This window comes from Streptococcus sanguinis, assembly GCF_050234405.1.
GTDB lineage: Bacteria > Bacillota > Bacilli > Lactobacillales > Streptococcaceae > Streptococcus > Streptococcus sanguinis_W.
Window position 1 is genome coordinate 158,668 of record NZ_CP092117.1, and the last position, 15,590, is coordinate 174,257.

Consider the following 15,590-nt stretch of genomic DNA (forward strand, 5'->3'; position numbering starts at 1 on the left):
AGTCTGATGAAAAGAATATTAATTACGGGAGAGGGTAGCTATATCGGCCGGAGCTTTAAGAAGTATGTTTCTTCACGGGAGGATGTTCAGGTTGATGAGTTGGACGTCCGCGGAGAAGCCTGGAAGGAGAAAGATTTTTCGTCTTTTGATGTAATTTTGCATTTGGCGGCGATTGTCCATATCTCCAACCCATCAAAAGAGATGGAATCGGTATATAATCAAGTCAATACTCAGCTACCTTATGAATTGGCTCAAAAGGCTAAAGGCGAAGGTGTCAAACAGTTTATCTTTATGAGCAGCATGAGCGTCTATGGCGAAGTTTTGGGAGACCGTGTTATCACAAAGGAGACACAAGAGCGTCCTGATTCTTTTTATGGCAAAAGCAAACTAGCTGCTGAGCAACTTCTGGCGGAATTGGAGAGTGAAGATTTCAAATTGGCAGTTTTACGGCCGCCCATGGTTTATGGTCATCAAGCTAAGGGAAATTATAAGCGACTGTCAAAGTTGGCTCAGAAACTACCAGTTTTCCCTTTGGTTCAGAATGAACGTAGTATGATTTATATTGACAACCTTTGTGAGTTTATCAGACTGATTGTTCAGAATCAAGACAGTGGTGTTTTCTATCCTCAAAATCAGGACTATGTCAACACCTCTCAGCTAGTCAGAGAAATAAAAAGAACTCATGGTCAGAGAGTAGTCTTGCTGCCTGCATTTAACTGGATTTTAAAAGGACTGTCCCGCCATGTTTCGACTCTGAATAAGCTGTTTTCAGATTTAACTTATGAAAAAGAGATGTCTAGCTATCCTCAGTCTTATCAGGTGGTAGATTTTAGGAGGTCTATTGAGAGGACGGAGAAGGGAAACTAGTTTAGGATGATTGGGGGGATTGTTAGTGAAATTTTCGGTATTGATGTCTGTCTATCAGAAGGAGAATCCGGATTTCTTAAGAAAGAGTCTAAATAGCGTTCTTATAGAGCAGAGCCGCAAGCCAGATGAGCTTGTCCTTGTAGAGGATGGGCCGCTGACAGAAGAGCTTTATCAGACGATTCAAGATTTCAAGGAAAAATTTCCAGAGATGAAAGTTCTACCCTTAAAGGAAAATGTCGGATTGGGAGAAGCTTTGCATCGGGGAGTTGAGGCTTGCTCTTATGATTGGATTGCTAGAATGGATACAGATGACATTGCGACACCGGACCGTTTCCAGCAACAAGTGGACTATATTGAGCAGCATCCGCAGTTAGATGTTCTGGGGGGCAATATTATAGAATTTGATTCGGAACCAGATCAAATAGTGGCAGAGAAACAAATGCCGCTTTCCCATGAAGAGATTATCAAAAGGTTGCAGCGGAGAAATCCTTTCTGTCACATGACGGTATTTTTCAAGAAATCATCTGTTTTAAAAGCAGGCAATTACAAGCCCCTGCCTTTAGTGGAAGACTATTATCTTTGGGCGAGAATGGCTGCTCAGGGATGTCGTTTCGCCAATCTTAATCGGGTCTTGGTTTACGCTCGTGTCGGAAACGGCATGCATACGAGAAGAAGCCAGACAGAGCAGATTGCCAGTTGGAAAGTAGTCAATACTTTTTTGCTGTCACAAGGTATGTTGAACCTAGGGCAATATTATCAAAATATGTTGATGATTCGTGCTTTTGTGGGAACGCCTATTTGGATAAAAGCGTTCATTTATAAGTATCTGCTTAGAAGAAAGTAATGACTTTACAGACAGAGCAGTCTAACTTAGACAGGGAGAAAGCTAGAAGTTAGGGGGATATAGAATGAAAAGTTTAGGAAGGAGGGAGAAATGATTTCTGTCGTGATGGCGACCTATAATGGGGCGGATTTTATTTTGGAGCAACTAGACTCTATCCGCACTCAAAAGCTGAAGCCTGATCAGGTCATTATCTGTGATGACTGTTCGACAGATCAGACAGCGGTGTTAATCAGGGATTACATCATCAAGCATCAACTGACGGATTGGCAGCTGATTGAAAATCAGGAAAATTTGGGTCATTATCGAACTTTTATAAAATTAGCGAGTCTGGCTGAGCATGATATTGTTTTTTTCGCTGATCAGGATGATAAATGGCTGCCTGATAAAACAGCTGCCTTGCAGAAAGTACTGTTAGAAACAGACGTTGCTATGGTGTATGGCCAGTCTTACTTGATTGATCAAAATGGTCAGGTCATCAAGGAGCCCAAGGTTTCAGGAGAAAGTCAAGAAAGAGATCTAGCTTGGCTTCTAAAAAAATGGCCGTCAGGTTATCAGACAGCTTTTAGAAAGTCGGTACTGACGGATATTTTAGAGCAACAGTATACGGATTATCCTGGATTTGATTATCATGATGTTTTATTTGGTATGCTGGCTCCATTGTATGGAAAAGTTGTTTGCTTGGACCAGCTACTAGATCAGCATCGCATTCATCAGGCAAATGTAACCCAGTCTGCGTCGTCGCTCAGTTTTAATAAAACAAGGTTATCTAGGATTAACTATTTACAGAAGGTCATCAGTCGCTATGAGTCCGTGCAAAAAATCGCAGAAGAGCGCCAGATTTCTGAGGCGGATCATCGCCAGCTTGCTAGGGCTTTGGCCTTGACCAATCTTAGACTGAAATTATTACAGTCTAGAAATCCATTTTGGGCTTTGGGCCTGATGTTTCAAATAAGGGAGTATCGAACAATAAAAGATTTCATCAGTGATTTGGTATACACCTACTCACTGAATGGAGTGGCTAGGAGATTATTGAAAAAGTTTGGGAGGTAAGAAAAATGAGAGGAACCAGTAAGATTGAATGGGAGTTGGCTTTGGGAGAACGCTTCAGCCCCATGTATCAGAAAATTACGGATGATAAATTAAAGGTTTTACAAAAAGCCTATTTACAAATGTATAAAAAATTTGATGCAGAGTGTCGTCGGCATCATATTCATTCCTACATGGTTGCAGGGACCTTGATTGGTTCTTTGCGACATGGGGGCTACATCCCTTGGGACGATGATATCGACTTAGTGATGTTCCGAGAGGACTACAATCGTCTGCAGGAAATCTTTGCGGACAGCGAGGACTTCGAGCTGATCTCTCCTGCGGATGCGACAGACAGTGTCTTTAAGGTTCTAAAGCTGCAGAGCAAGTCACTGACCTACTATGATGTTTTGGGAGAAGGTTTCAGTAAAAAGAAACATCTTTATCTTGATATGCTGCCAATTGACTTTGTCCCAGAGAATAACATGCTTCGCAAGCTCAAGGGTCTTCTATTCAGAGCCTTGGATTTGTCACACAATAGCTCACGCTGCTATACGAAGTTTACTCCGCATCTGACCTATATGGCTAAAGAATCCAAAGAACTCAGACAAAATCTTTGGATCAGAAGACTGATAGGCTTCCCTTCTTTTATCATGGGGCCGGCTAATATGTATAAGTTGATGGAAAAACTCATTCAGTCTAATAAGAAGACTTCAAAAATAACAATTGCTTATGGTGTAAAAGGCTATTTGGGAGAGACAATTGACTATGAAAGTTTCTATCCAGCTAAGAAGTATTCCTTTGAAGGCTATGAGTTCGATGGGCCTAATGATGCGGACAAGTATCTGACCAATCGCTACGGTGATTACATGACACCGCCTGAAAGAAAAGAACAGACAGAACGTCATGTCAGACTGAGAGATAATTGGGTTGAATTAATAGAAGGAAGATAATGGTTTTTTTACTAATTTTGGGTGGCCTTTTCCTATTGTTTTTGACAATCAAAACAGTAGGAAGAGACTATGCTAACCCGGCTTTTATATACTTAGCAATATGGATGATAGCAAGCATTTTTACTGCATTTTATTCATCCAAATGGGGAGAGGGACTTTCTCTGATAACGGTCACTGTTATCTTTGTTGGGAATGCCATTTTTTTAATGGGAGTCCTCTTGTCATCGAATTTGTTTGCTGAGAGGAAGTTGGACGCCAAACCTAGTCAAATAAAGGTGAGTAATTTTTTCATTATTTTAGTTCTCTTATTTTTGGCTTATGCGGTCAGGTTTATTTATTCCGATTTGCTTTACTTGGCGGCGCAGAGTAAGCAGGTACCTGGGGGATTGTTTAAAACCATTGAATTGGCTCGGCATATGACTACAAATTATGATTTCTCTCTTAGTCGTCTTAGCCTCAATTTGTTGCGGGTTAACTTTTCCTTAGGAATTGTTTTCTTCTATTTTTTCTGCGAGTCTCTTTTTTCAGGAAAAGATGGCATTTTTTACAAGGGCAAGTTATTGCTGGTTAGTCTGATTTCTTTAGGTATTTCCCTTTTGTCTACTGGGCGTACGGAGTTGCTGGGCTTGGTTGCAGGCTATGCTATTGTATATATGTTGTTTTTCTCGAAGTATTATTCGTGGAAAGACAGCAGGTATGGTGTGAAGCTTTTTCGCTCTTTGCTGATAATTGGCTTTGTATTCCTTGTCTTATTTATGGCGGTTGGAACCTTTGTTCTCAATCGAGTGGATAGTCGGGCAGAGTTCGGAATTTTGGATAATTTGGTTAAATATATGGGTTCACCCATTCAGGCTTTAGACTATTATCTGAAAAATCCTACTCTTTATAGCGATAATCAAGTCTTTGGAGAAAATACTCTTATTGCTATCTATGGAACGTTGAAATCCCTCGGTCTGTCTAGCCATGAGCTGACACCTTTCCTGCCTGTTGTTCATTTTAACGACGATAAAACCAATGTTTACACAATTTATTACTACTTTATCAAGGATTTTGGTTATTTTTCAGTCCTTATCTTTCAGCTTTTATATGGCTTCTTTTACGGAAGTTTCTACTATTCTATCAAAAAACGCTATTTCACCCCGCTAAAGGTTATTGTTTTCGCTTTATTTGCGTATCCTTTGGTCATTTCATTCTTTCAGGAAACGTTGCTGTCATTGCTGACAACCCATATTAATCGGATTATCTATGCTTTTGTGATTTATATGGCAGCTGATTTACTGAGTAGAGTACGATTTACAACGAGAGGAAGGAAAGTATCGGTATGACGACATCAGCTCTGATATTCGCAGGCGGCACAGGCAGCCGCATGAATACCAAGACCTTACCCAAGCAGTTTTTAGAGTTGCACGGTAAGCCTATTATTATTCATACGATTGAGCACTTTGAAGACCATCCGGCAGTATCGGACATTGTGGTTGTCTGTGTAGACGGCTGGCTGGATTATTGCAGAGATTTATTAGCTCGATTCAATATTAAAAAAGTCAGTCAAGTGGTTCCTGGTGGAGAGACTGGACAAATGTCTATTTTTAATGGTCTATCTGTCTTACGGGAAAAGTACAAGAACGATGACGACTATGTTTTGATTCATGATGGTGTTCGCCCCTTGATTGACGGGGGAATCATTTCTAAAAATATTGAAGCAGCCAAAAAGTATGGGGCAGCTATTACGGTTAAGCCGGTTATCGAAACGGTTATTCAGGTCGATGAGGCGGATGTTATTAATCAGGTTATTGAGCGTTCCACTTGTCAGACAGCTGTCGCCCCTCAAACCTTCGCGCTTTCGAAGATTCACTCCCTGCATTTAAAAGCCCAGGCAGAGAATCAGTTTGATATGACGGATTCTGCGACGTTGGCTCGTTATTTTGGTCTCCCTCTGCATACAGTCATGGGGGGCAGCGAAAATATCAAAATTACGACTCCATCTGATTTTTATATCTTTAGAGCGATTTACGAAGCGCGTGAAAATGCACAAATTTTTGGTTGATATGGGCAATAATACGATTTTACAAAAGGATATGGAAGACCTAGCTGCTGTCAGTCCTATTCTCAGAGAACTGAGCAATGTTACAGTCTTGGTAACCGGAGCAACCGGACTTATAGGCAGACACTGTATTTCCGCTTTGATGGCTTTAAACGATTTGTACGAAGCTAATGTCAGAGTAGTGGCCTTGGTACGAAATCATAAAAAAGCGGAAGCTCTATTTCAAGGTTTTTTACATAGTGAGAATCTGCAGCTAGTGTATGCTGACTTGCTGTCAGATTGGCAGATAGAGGAGGATTTGGATTATATTATCCATGGAGCCAGTGCGACGGACTCCTCTTTTTTCGTTGAGCATCCTGTGGAGACAATTGATCTAGCCATAAATGGAACGAAAAAACTGCTGGATCTGGCTAAAAATAAGCAGGTTCGCAGTATGGTCTATCTCTCTTCTCTGGAAGTCTATGGGACGACAAGTCCTGATGCTTCCAGCATTAGCGAGAAAGATTACGGTTATTTGGATCCAACCAGTGTCCGTAGCAGTTATTCGGAAAGCAAGCGCATGGCAGAGTCCTTGTGTGTAGGCTATTGTTATCAGTATCAGGTGCCAGTTAGAATGGCTCGTTTGTCACAAACTTTTGGCCCAGGTGTGAGCTATGAAGACAACAGAGTTTTTGCGCAGTTTGCACGTGCCGTTCTTGAAAAGAGAGATATTATTCTCCGAACTAAAGGGGAGACTGTTCGGAACTACTGCTATACCAAAGATGCCATTGAAGCCATTTTTTACATTCTGCTGAAAGGCCAAGCAGGTCAAGCTTATAATGTCGCCAATAAAGAGACGGCTATTTCTATCCGTGAGATGGCGGAAATGGTTATTGAACTAAGCGGTAGCAATGAAACGAAGTTGGTCTTTGATTTGGCAGATGATGTGGAAAAGCTAGGCTATAATCCGACAGTTAAGATTCGTCTTAATACGGACAAGATTGAAAGTTTGGGCTGGCAAGCCCATACTGATTTAGAAACCATGTTTTTACGGTTAATTGAGAGCATGGCAGCAGATAGGAAGGAATAGGAGGGCTAATTTGTCTGGTGGATTTAAAAAAATAATAGCTAATTTTTCCTATGTCGTCTTGTCCAATTTGCTGACAGTAATAGTTTCTTCTCTGGTTGTCTTGATTTTGCCTAAGATTATGGGTGTAGAGGAGTATGGCTACTGGCAACTCTATATTTTCTATTTATCCTATGCCGGTTTTGTTCATCTGGGTTGGGTGGACGGAATCTACCTTCGCTACGGTGGTTTGGAGTATGATGATCTGGATAAAGAAAAGTTTTTCTCTCAGTTTCTCATGCTTTTGATCTATCTGACAGGGATTGGAATTTTATTTTTCTTAGGGATTTCTTCCTTCATTAGAGATGAGAGCAGTCGGTTTGTTTTTATGCTTTTACTTTATACTATGTTGGTCACCAATCTGCGCTTTCTCTTTGTGTACATTCTGCAGATGACTAATCGACTAAAGGAGAGTTCCTATGTTGTCAGTGGAGACCGACTCCTCTATTTACTGCTTTTGCTGGTCTTTATTTTCATGGGTTTCCGAGACTTCAAAATTATGGTCTATGCAGATTTGATTGGTAGAGTTGTTTCTCTTTTTTATGCCATGTATCTATGCCGAGATATGGCCCTGCGACCCCTCAATCAGTTTAAGCTTGATATACGGGAAACAGTTCGCAATATTGCTGTCGGGATCAATCTGATGCTATCAAATGTAGCCAGTATGCTCATTATCGGTACGGTTCGAATGGGGATTCAAAAGGTATGGAACATTGCTACATTTGGGAAAGTATCCTTGACCCTGAGCATTTCCAATCTGCTGATGACCTTTATCAACGCTATCGGTTTGGTCATCTTTCCGATTTTGAAGCGAACGGACGAAAGCAAGTTGCCTAAGATTTACAATCAGTTGCGGAATGTCCTTATGGTTCTTATGTTTGGAGTGCTTTTGCTGTATTATCCTCTGAAAATAGCTTTGGACAGCTGGCTGCCGGCTTACAGAGAGTCCTTGATATTTATGGCTCTAGTCTTTCCTATGTCTGTCTACGAGGGCAAGATGGCTTTGCTTATCAATACCTACTTAAAAGCCTTACGAATGGAGAGGCAGATTTTTAAAGTAAATGTAATTGCCATGCTCTTAAGTTTTGCGACTACCTTGATTTTTGCAGTTTTTCTGCGCAATCTGAATGCTACAGTGCTGTCTATCGTGCTGTTGCTGGCGACTAGGAGTATACTGGCAGAGCTAATCTTAGCCAAGAGGATGCAGATCGAGGTTGTCAAAGATATTTGGGTTGAGTTGCTAATGACACTTGTATTTATTGCTTCGAATTGGTTTTTATCAGTTTATCTAGCTGCAGCAGCCTACGGATTTGTCTATCTGACCTATAGCATTTACAAATACAAAAGTTTGAAAGGTCTGCTCCAACAATTGCGGGCTCGTTGATGCTCGAGAAATTATAAATAGTTTAACAATCTAAACGCTAAGCCCTGTCCGGGCTTTTTAGGTTTGTAATGTAGCGTTAGCATACAAAGCTACTTGTAAAGTTACTCTGGCTACAATCAGTTTGCTGAACTATACATTGTATATAGTGGAAATGAAAGACAATTTTTCCAGTAACTTATTGCGGATTATGGTATTTTTGAGGATAACTAGAAATTAGCTAAAAATAATTCCGTTCTTTATGCCTGGGAATATATGGGAATATAAATGGTTTTGCAAGTGATTCTACCATGAAGAGATTCCAAAAGGCATCAGGAGAGCAGAGCTGCTAGGATAGCAAATTGGGCTAGTTTTTGGTATTTTAAGTAAGTGCAGAATTCAGCGGTCAACTATAGAAAGAGAAATACCTGTTAGTTGCAATAGTAAAATTAAAGAGAACTTTAGGATTGGCAAGAAGAGGTGTCCTATGAAAAAAATTTTAGTTACAGGTGGAACGGGGTATATAGGAAGTCACACAGTGGTTGAATTAGTCGCAGCGGGCTATGGAGTTATTATCGTGGATAACTTTTCGAATAGCTCTCCAGAAGTGCTAGAGCGCTTAGAAACTATCACTGGTGCGGACATTCCGTTTTACAAGGGTTCGATTTCTGATAAAGATCTGATGAACCAGATTTTCGAAGACAATCACATTGACGCAGTCATTCATTTAGCGGCCTATAAATCAGTAGAAGAATCGGTGCGGGAACCACTTAAATATTACGAAAATAATGTCAGTGCTGGTATTTCTCTTCTTGAAGTTATGAAAGAGCACAAGGTAGAACATATCATCTTTAGCTCCAGTGCCACGATTTATGGAATGAATCATGGTTCATCCTTGACAGGAGATTTATCTATTCCAGCGACCAATCCCTACGGCCATACTAAGCTGATGATGGAGCAGATTTTGACGGATCTTGCTCTTGCACATTCAGATTGGTCTGTGACTAATCTTCGTTACTTCAATCCAATTGGTGCTCATGAGTCTGGTCTGATTGGTGAGGCACCAAATGGAATTCCTCATAACCTCATGCCTTATATAACCCAGGTTGCGATTGGTAAATTGCAAGATCTTAGCGTTTTCGGAAATGATTATGATACGCATGATGGTACAGGAGTGCGGGATTATATCCATGTAGTCGATTTAGCCAAGGGCCATGTTTTGGCTTTGAAACATAATTTGGAAAACAAAGGAGTCGCTGTTTTCAATCTTGGTACAGGAATCGGTTATAGTGTACTGGATATGGTTAAAGCCTTTGAAAATGTCAATGGTGTGAAAATTCCTTATACTATCAAGGATAGACGACCTGGAGATGTGGCGACTTGCTATGCTGATGCAAGCAAAGCGAATGACATTTTGGGCTGGAAAGCTGAGAAAACTCTCCAAGATATGATGCGAGATTCTTGGAGATGGCAAAGCTCAAATCCTAATGGTTATGAAAGCTAATGTAGAATATCAATCAGGTGAATAAAACTCTTCTGTGATAGTGCAGAAGAGTTTTTCTATATAAGAGCTGTCTTCTCCCACAGATGCAAAACTTTTTAAAGAATGTCATCAATTGATATGTTTTTTAATGGGCGTGTAATCTGGTCTTGATGAGCTGTAATAATAAACATGCTATAATGTCTGCATGAAGACTGAAAACACAACTTTGCACGCTTTTAAAGCCCTAGCTTGCTTTAGTATTGTTTCCTTACACTTTCTGTTGCCGGGGCAATTTGGCGTTTTTTATCAAATTGTGGCCCGCTTTGCAGTTCCCTTTTTCATGATGCTGTCGGGCTATTTTTCCTTTAATATTTCCAGGGATAAGGTCAAGTATCGTCTCAAGCAGATGCTTCTTTTGACAGCTGCCAGTCTCCTATTTTACACGACTGTTCATTTTGTCAACCTAGTGCTGACCAGAGAACTAACAGAAAAGATGGCATCTATAGACCTGTCTGATTTTACAAACTTTTTCCTCTTTAACAGTCCCAGAGACTTGATTGGCTCAGCTGCCACACCGACCTGGTATTTGCTGGCTATTTCCTATATCTACACGCTTTATCTGGTTTTCTATAAGCATTTTCACCGCTTAACTAGCTTTGGTGTGTCCCTGTTCTTGTTGGTTCTGGCTTTTTGTATTGAGTTCAATATTAGTGGCACTCTGTACTATCGCAACTTCTTGTTTATGGGTCTTCCCTTTTTCATTTTAGGCATACAGTTTGCCAAGCATCGGGATCAGATTTTAGCCTACGATTTGTCTTCTGTTAGGAAATGGGCGATTGGCTTGGGAATAGCGGCTTTGATTTTGCTTGAGTACTGTTTTATGGGTACGGAGTACGACCTCTATCCTAGTACCCTTTTGTCTTCCAGTGCAATTTTCTTCTACGCGGTCAGAAATGGGAGCAATATTGATATTCCGATTTTGAATAATATTGCCAAAAAGTACGCCACCATGATTTATATCATCCATCCTTTTATTATCTTCATTTTCAGGTCGATAATGCCTCGGAATACTATTTATAGTTTTGGCTTTTTTATCATTTTCTTACTGTCTTATTTGCTGAGCATAGCTTTTCAGAAAGCCATCAGGCCCAGACTTATCAGTGCACTTCCGGCTCAGTGATGTAAGCTAGCAGAGCTTATCCTCGCTTTCACTCCGAACTAAAAGCAACAGAGAATACTGTTGCTTTTCTTGGTCTATCTTGGGTTCAGACTTCTCAATACTTTTTCAAAATTGTCAGAGCGGGCTTCGACTGTTATTTTTTCTAGCGTAAAAGGGTGGGTGAAGGTCAGCCGATGGGCGTGGAGCATAAGCCGCCCTTTGGGCTGCGGATGATAAAGGGGGTCACCGATAAGAGGGTGTCCGTGGTGAGCTAGATGAACACGGATCTGATGGGTGCGGCCAGTCTTGAGTTGGCATTTGACCAAGGCAGCTTGCCCAAATTGCTTGATCCTAGTCACATGGGTCTCTGCATAGAGTCCTTTTTGGGGTTCGACTAACCGCTTCCTGCGGTCATGGCGGTCGCGGCCAATCTTGTCTTTATAGATCAGTTTTTTGCTTGGGAACTTGCCTTGAACCAGAGCCCAATATTCGCGGCTGATTTCTCGCTTTTCCAGCAGTCGATTGAGGATGGGCAGGACAAAGGGATTCTTGGCAAAGAGGACAGCACCGCTGGTTTCTTTATCCAGCCGGTGAACGACATAGCAGGTCTCGCCGACATAGGCAGAAACATGATTAAGCAGGGCTAGCTCTGTTGGTTCATTAGCATGGGTTTTCATACCCTCAGGTTTATTGACGATGATGAGGTGTTGGTCTTGGTAGAGCTCTTCTACGAGTTCGCCATTTCCAAATAAGATTGTCTTTTGAGGATAATCCTCCTCGTCAAATATCAGGCAGATATCATCTCCAGGTTTGACTACAGTCTGCCAGTTGATAGCTAGACCGTTGACGGACACATGTTTTTTGGTCCGCAGAAAATGACGGATTTTTCGTGGAATGAGAAATTGTTCTTCCAGCAGCTCTTTGACTGTCATAGCGGGCAGTCCATCTGGGATAGTGAGTGTAAATTTCATACATTTATTGTAGCAGAAAGCCAGAACTTTGGAAATAGGCAGTGTCGGATAAGGCTTGCTGCAGAGGCTTTTAAAAGGTTATTTAATATACTCTTTTTCTTAAAAATAACTAAAAATCAGACAGGAAATAGGGTACTTTCTTGTCTGCACCTAAATAAGGTGATAAAATAAGGTTTATGAAGAATTTAAAAGATTTGTTTGAAAAATTAGTAGATTATTTTACTGTACAGAAACCTCAAAAAGAAGCAGCAGAGGAGGTAGAGCTGACAGAAGAGCAGGCTAAGTCTGGTCTCAGCCGTTCAGGCAAGACCAAGAAGAAACCTCTCTCTCAGCACCCTATCCGTCGTTTTTGGCGCAGGTTTCATCTGACCAAGATATTCCTGATTCTCGGCTTGACCTTTGGTCTGGTGGTCGGTGGCTATCTCTTTTATGTGGCTAAGACGACCAATGTCAAGGATTTGCAGAATGCCCTCAAAGCTACCACGCTCATCTTTGACAAGGATGGCAATGAAGCAGGAAGTCTATCTGGTCAGAAAGGGACTTATGTCGAGCTGACTGAGATTAGTCAAGACCTGCAAAATGCTGTCATTGCGACAGAGGACCGGACTTTCTATGAGAATGGCGGGATTAACTACAGTCGTTTTATCTTGGCTATTTTGACAGCTGGTCGCTCGGGTGGGGGTTCTACCATCACCCAGCAGCTGGCCAAGAATGCCTATCTGTCTCAGGACCAGACCATTGAGCGGAAGGCCAAGGAATTCTTCCTGGCTCTGGAAATCAATAAGAAATACAGCAAGCAGGAAATCCTGACCATGTACCTCAATAATTCCTATTTTGGGAATGGGGTCTGGGGTGTGGAGGATGCCTCTAAGAAATATTTCGGAGTTTCGGCTAGTCAGCTTAGTCTGGACCAGTCGGCTGTTCTGGCTGGTATTCTCAAGGGACCGGAGATTTATAATCCGCTGTATTCAGTTGAAAATGCGACCAATCGTCGTAATACGGTGCTGCAAAATATGGTTGCTGCAGGCTTTATCGATCAGGGGACGGCCGATCAGGCTGCCGCTGTAGGAATCGGTGGCCAGCTGGTTGATGCTTATGCCGGTAAGTCAGAAGACTATCGCTACCCATCCTATTTCGATGCGGTCATCAATGAAGCTGTCAATGACTACGGCTTAACTGAAGAAGAGATTGTTAATAATGGCTATCGCATTTATACTGAACTGGATCAGAACTACCAAGCCAGCATGCAGGTTATTTACAGCAATGTCTCTCTCTTTCCTGTAGCAGAAGATGGTACTATGGCTGAGTCGGGCAGTGTTGCCTTGGATCCAAAAACCGGCGGTGTGCGGGCACTAGTAGGGCGAGTCAATAGTGCAGAAGGTTCGACCTTCAGAAGCTTTAACTATGCAACCCAGTCCTCCCGCAGCCCTGGCTCTACTATCAAGCCCTTGGTTGCTTACAGCCCGGCCGTCGCTGCTGGTTGGCCGACAGATAAGGAGCTGGATAATACTAGAACCACCTTTGGCGACTATACCATTAACAACTACGGCAATATCCAAAGCTCCCCTAAAGTTCCAATGTATCAAGCCTTGGCAGAATCTCTGAACATTCCAGCTGTTTCAACTGTAGACGAGTTAGGCATTAACAAAGCCTTTGAGTACGGGAAAAAGTTTGGTCTGAATATGGACAAGGTTGATAAGACTTTGGGCGTAGCGCTAGGAAGCGGAGTTACAACCAATCCAATGCAGATGGCGCAGGCCTACTCAGTCTTTGCCAATGGCGGTGTGATGAATGATGCCCATCTCATTACAAAAATTGAAAATGCCAGCGGTCAAGTTGTCAAGACCCATCGTCAAACCTCTACTCGGGTTCTTAATAGCTCGACTACTGACAAGATGAACAGCATGATGCTGGGGACTTTCTCGAACGGTACAGGTATCTATGCGGCTCCGTATGGTTATACAATGGCTGGTAAGACCGGTACGACTGAAACGGACTTTAACCCAGATTTATCTGGTGACCAATGGGTTATTGGTTATACTCCGGATGTGGTTATCAGCCAGTGGCTAGGCTTTCCAAAAACTGATGAGGCCCACTATCTAACTGGGACCAGTGCGAATGAAGCCTCGGCGGTTTTCCGAAATGTTGCCAATAGCATCCTGCCATATACAGAAGGAACTTCCTTTGAAGGGCAGAAGAATGCCTATGCTGCCAACGGCATTGCCCCTGTGGACACCTATGGTACAGAGGAAACGGGTACTACAACTGAAAATAAAGACTTCCTGCAGGACGTTCAGGACCGAGCTCAAAATCTGGTGGATGAAGCCAAGAAAGCCATTGATGACACTGGTATTCCTGAGAAAGCGAAAAACCTCTGGGATACTGTTACCAGCTGGTTTCAATAGGATTTAAAAGAGCTGAACGGCTTGTCAAAAGTATAGAATCCTGCTATAATAAGAAAGATGGAGGCGTTATGGCATTAAAAAAAGCGAGTCTAGCGTGTACAGTCTGTGGTTCTAGGAACTACTCGGTTAAGCTCAGTAGCACTCCAAAACCAACGCGTTTAGAAGTTAATAAATTTTGTAAGCATTGCAGTAAATACACCCTGCATAAAGAAACTAGATAGGAGATTGTTGTGAAATTCTTTAAAGATGTTTTTAAACTATTGAAAGATACAACTTGGCCTACCCGAAAAGAGAGATGGACAGATTTTATTTCTGTCATGGAATACACTGCATTCTTTGTAGTAATCATCTATATCTTTGACAAAGTAGTGGCAAGCGGTCTTTTCCAGATTCTGCATATTTTCTCTTAATGATTTAAGTAGAAATAAAAAAGTCTACAACAGGCATATCATTCAAAGTCCCACCTATTGTGAGTAGGTGGGACTTTTGACGTATGTCCTTATTTACGTGCCGACAATTTCAGTCAGCTTCAAAAAATCAAATCTATCTATAATTCATCGTTTGAAATAAAAATTTCTCATACTAGACAACGCTGATTCAAGAATTTTTGGGCAGAATTGCAAGACTTTGATTTGTCAGGAAAATAGTTAATAAATTCCTTTGCATTTGAGGAAATTATGGTATAATAGGGCTAGAAAGAAGCAGAAGCCCACAGGCTTTTTTATTTAGGAAAGGATGAACTCATGGACAGTTTTGACAAAGGCTGGTTTGTACTGCAGACCTATTCAGGCTATGAAAACAAGGTGAAAGAAAATCTTTTGCAGCGCGCTCAGACTTATAATATGCTGGAAAATATCTTGCGCGTGGAAATCCCTACTCAGACCGTGCAAGTCGAGAAAAATGGCAAGACAAAGGAAATCGAAGAAAACCGCTTCCCTGGTTATGTCTTGGTGGAAATGGTCATGACAGACGAAGCTTGGTTTGTTGTGCGGAATACTCCGAATGTAACAGGATTTGTCGGGTCACACGGAAACCGCTCTAAACCAACGCCACTTTTGGAAGAAGAGATTCGCAACATTCTCATTTCCATGGGTCAAACAGTGCAGGAATTTGACTTGGATGTCAAGGTTGGGGATACCGTTCGTATCATTGATGGTGCCTTTACTGACTATACAGGTAAGATTACTGAGATTGATAATAACAAGGTCAAGATGATTATTTCCATGTTTGGCAATGACACTGTGGCCGAAGTTAATCTTAGCCAGATTGCAGAGCTTTAATTGACGAAGCAGGGGGGTGACTCTTCGCTGCCCTCGTCAAAAATAAAATCCAAGACTTAAAAAGGTCTTGGATTTTTATGTTTTTGGAACGGAGTG

The 15,590-nt window shown here is 41.7% G+C and carries 15 protein-coding genes; 14 read left to right on the plus strand and 1 reads right to left on the minus strand.

What is annotated here, in order from left to right:
- The first annotated feature begins 6 nt into the window (after positions 1 to 6).
- From MFP28_RS00875 to MFP28_RS00920, 10 genes are all read left to right on the plus strand, one after another.
- Positions 7 to 867, plus strand: a complete 861-nt coding sequence (locus MFP28_RS00875) for an NAD-dependent epimerase/dehydratase family protein (RefSeq protein WP_002907782.1) — start codon at positions 7 to 9, stop codon at positions 865 to 867.
- 10 nt (positions 868 to 877) lie between these two features.
- The gene (locus tag MFP28_RS00880) at positions 878 to 1,711 is read left to right on the plus strand and encodes a glycosyltransferase (RefSeq protein ID WP_173306649.1); all 834 of its coding nucleotides are present in this window, start codon (positions 878 to 880) and stop codon (positions 1,709 to 1,711) included.
- Between the two features lie 90 nt (positions 1,712 to 1,801).
- Positions 1,802 to 2,761 carry a glycosyltransferase family 2 protein gene (locus MFP28_RS00885; RefSeq protein ID WP_002907787.1) on the plus strand — a complete coding sequence of 320 codons (960 nt, stop codon included), beginning with the start codon at positions 1,802 to 1,804 and terminating at the stop codon, positions 2,759 to 2,761.
- Between the two features lie 5 nt (positions 2,762 to 2,766).
- On the plus strand, positions 2,767 to 3,690 hold the full coding sequence (locus MFP28_RS00890; RefSeq protein WP_002907804.1) for a LicD family protein: 924 nt from the start codon (positions 2,767 to 2,769) through the stop codon (positions 3,688 to 3,690).
- A complete protein-coding gene (locus MFP28_RS00895) occupies positions 3,690 to 5,015 on the plus strand; it encodes an O-antigen polymerase (RefSeq protein ID WP_002907806.1) in 1,326 nt (441 codons plus the stop codon). The genes MFP28_RS00890 and MFP28_RS00895 overlap by 1 nt, the downstream gene beginning before the upstream one ends.
- A complete protein-coding gene (gene ispD / locus MFP28_RS00900) occupies positions 5,012 to 5,734 on the plus strand; it encodes a 2-C-methyl-D-erythritol 4-phosphate cytidylyltransferase (protein ID WP_002894037.1) in 723 nt (240 codons plus the stop codon). Before MFP28_RS00895 ends, ispD begins: the two co-directional genes overlap by 4 nt.
- The gene (locus tag MFP28_RS00905; RefSeq protein WP_002907815.1) at positions 5,715 to 6,800 is read left to right on the plus strand and encodes an NAD-dependent epimerase/dehydratase family protein; all 1,086 of its coding nucleotides are present in this window, start codon (positions 5,715 to 5,717) and stop codon (positions 6,798 to 6,800) included. The genes ispD and MFP28_RS00905 overlap by 20 nt, the downstream gene beginning before the upstream one ends.
- 10 nt (positions 6,801 to 6,810) lie before the next feature.
- Positions 6,811 to 8,220 carry a lipopolysaccharide biosynthesis protein gene (locus MFP28_RS00910; RefSeq protein WP_002907818.1) on the plus strand — a complete coding sequence of 470 codons (1,410 nt, stop codon included), beginning with the start codon at positions 6,811 to 6,813 and terminating at the stop codon, positions 8,218 to 8,220.
- A gap of 463 nt (positions 8,221 to 8,683) precedes the next feature.
- Positions 8,684 to 9,700 carry a UDP-glucose 4-epimerase GalE gene (gene galE, locus MFP28_RS00915; protein WP_002907821.1) on the plus strand — a complete coding sequence of 339 codons (1,017 nt, stop codon included), beginning with the start codon at positions 8,684 to 8,686 and terminating at the stop codon, positions 9,698 to 9,700.
- 184 nt (positions 9,701 to 9,884) lie between these two features.
- Positions 9,885 to 10,859: an acyltransferase family protein gene (locus MFP28_RS00920; protein ID WP_002907824.1), complete on the plus strand. Its 975-nt coding sequence runs from the start codon at positions 9,885 to 9,887 to the stop codon at positions 10,857 to 10,859.
- A gap of 74 nt (positions 10,860 to 10,933) precedes the next feature.
- Here the strand turns inward: MFP28_RS00920 and MFP28_RS00925 are convergent, their stop codons facing one another.
- Complete coding sequence (locus tag MFP28_RS00925; RefSeq protein WP_002907828.1) at positions 10,934 to 11,809, minus strand: RluA family pseudouridine synthase; 876 nt, start codon at positions 11,807 to 11,809, stop codon at positions 10,934 to 10,936.
- Positions 11,810 to 11,985: 176 nt separating this feature from the next.
- Between MFP28_RS00925 and pbp2a the strand changes: the two genes are divergently transcribed.
- The 4 genes from pbp2a to nusG all read left to right on the plus strand — a co-directional run bounded on the left by pbp2a (position 11,986) and on the right by nusG (position 15,494).
- The gene (gene pbp2a, locus MFP28_RS00930; protein ID WP_002907830.1) at positions 11,986 to 14,214 is read left to right on the plus strand and encodes a penicillin-binding protein PBP2A; all 2,229 of its coding nucleotides are present in this window, start codon (positions 11,986 to 11,988) and stop codon (positions 14,212 to 14,214) included.
- Positions 14,215 to 14,282: 68 nt separating this feature from the next.
- Positions 14,283 to 14,435, plus strand: a complete 153-nt coding sequence (gene rpmG / locus MFP28_RS00935) for a 50S ribosomal protein L33 (RefSeq protein WP_002894024.1) — start codon at positions 14,283 to 14,285, stop codon at positions 14,433 to 14,435.
- Positions 14,436 to 14,444: 9 nt separating this feature from the next.
- The gene (secE, locus tag MFP28_RS00940; protein ID WP_002907831.1) at positions 14,445 to 14,624 is read left to right on the plus strand and encodes a preprotein translocase subunit SecE; all 180 of its coding nucleotides are present in this window, start codon (positions 14,445 to 14,447) and stop codon (positions 14,622 to 14,624) included.
- Positions 14,625 to 14,957: 333 nt separating this feature from the next.
- Positions 14,958 to 15,494: a transcription termination/antitermination protein NusG gene (gene nusG / locus MFP28_RS00945; RefSeq protein WP_002894018.1), complete on the plus strand. Its 537-nt coding sequence runs from the start codon at positions 14,958 to 14,960 to the stop codon at positions 15,492 to 15,494.
- Positions 15,495 to 15,590 lie beyond the last annotated feature (96 nt).

Excerpts from the sequence above, each read along its gene's own strand:
- pbp2a (WP_002907830.1), top strand. The coding sequence starts at position 11,986 with ATGAAGAATTTAAAAGATTTGTTTGAAAAATTAGTAGATTATTTTACT.
- MFP28_RS00925 (WP_002907828.1), bottom strand. The coding sequence starts at position 11,809 with ATGAAATTTACACTCACTATCCCAGATGGACTGCCCGCTATGACAGTC.
- MFP28_RS00920 (WP_002907824.1), top strand. The coding sequence starts at position 9,885 with ATGAAGACTGAAAACACAACTTTGCACGCTTTTAAAGCCCTAGCTTGC.
- nusG (WP_002894018.1), top strand. The coding sequence starts at position 14,958 with ATGGACAGTTTTGACAAAGGCTGGTTTGTACTGCAGACCTATTCAGGC.
- MFP28_RS00905 (WP_002907815.1), top strand. The coding sequence starts at position 5,715 with ATGCACAAATTTTTGGTTGATATGGGCAATAATACGATTTTACAAAAG.
- MFP28_RS00875 (WP_002907782.1), top strand. The coding sequence starts at position 7 with ATGAAAAGAATATTAATTACGGGAGAGGGTAGCTATATCGGCCGGAGC.
- galE (WP_002907821.1), top strand. The coding sequence starts at position 8,684 with ATGAAAAAAATTTTAGTTACAGGTGGAACGGGGTATATAGGAAGTCAC.
- MFP28_RS00885 (WP_002907787.1), top strand. The coding sequence starts at position 1,802 with ATGATTTCTGTCGTGATGGCGACCTATAATGGGGCGGATTTTATTTTG.
- rpmG (WP_002894024.1), top strand. The coding sequence starts at position 14,283 with ATGGCATTAAAAAAAGCGAGTCTAGCGTGTACAGTCTGTGGTTCTAGG.
- MFP28_RS00890 (WP_002907804.1), top strand. The coding sequence starts at position 2,767 with ATGAGAGGAACCAGTAAGATTGAATGGGAGTTGGCTTTGGGAGAACGC.
- MFP28_RS00895 (WP_002907806.1), top strand. The coding sequence starts at position 3,690 with ATGGTTTTTTTACTAATTTTGGGTGGCCTTTTCCTATTGTTTTTGACA.
- ispD (WP_002894037.1), top strand. The coding sequence starts at position 5,012 with ATGACGACATCAGCTCTGATATTCGCAGGCGGCACAGGCAGCCGCATG.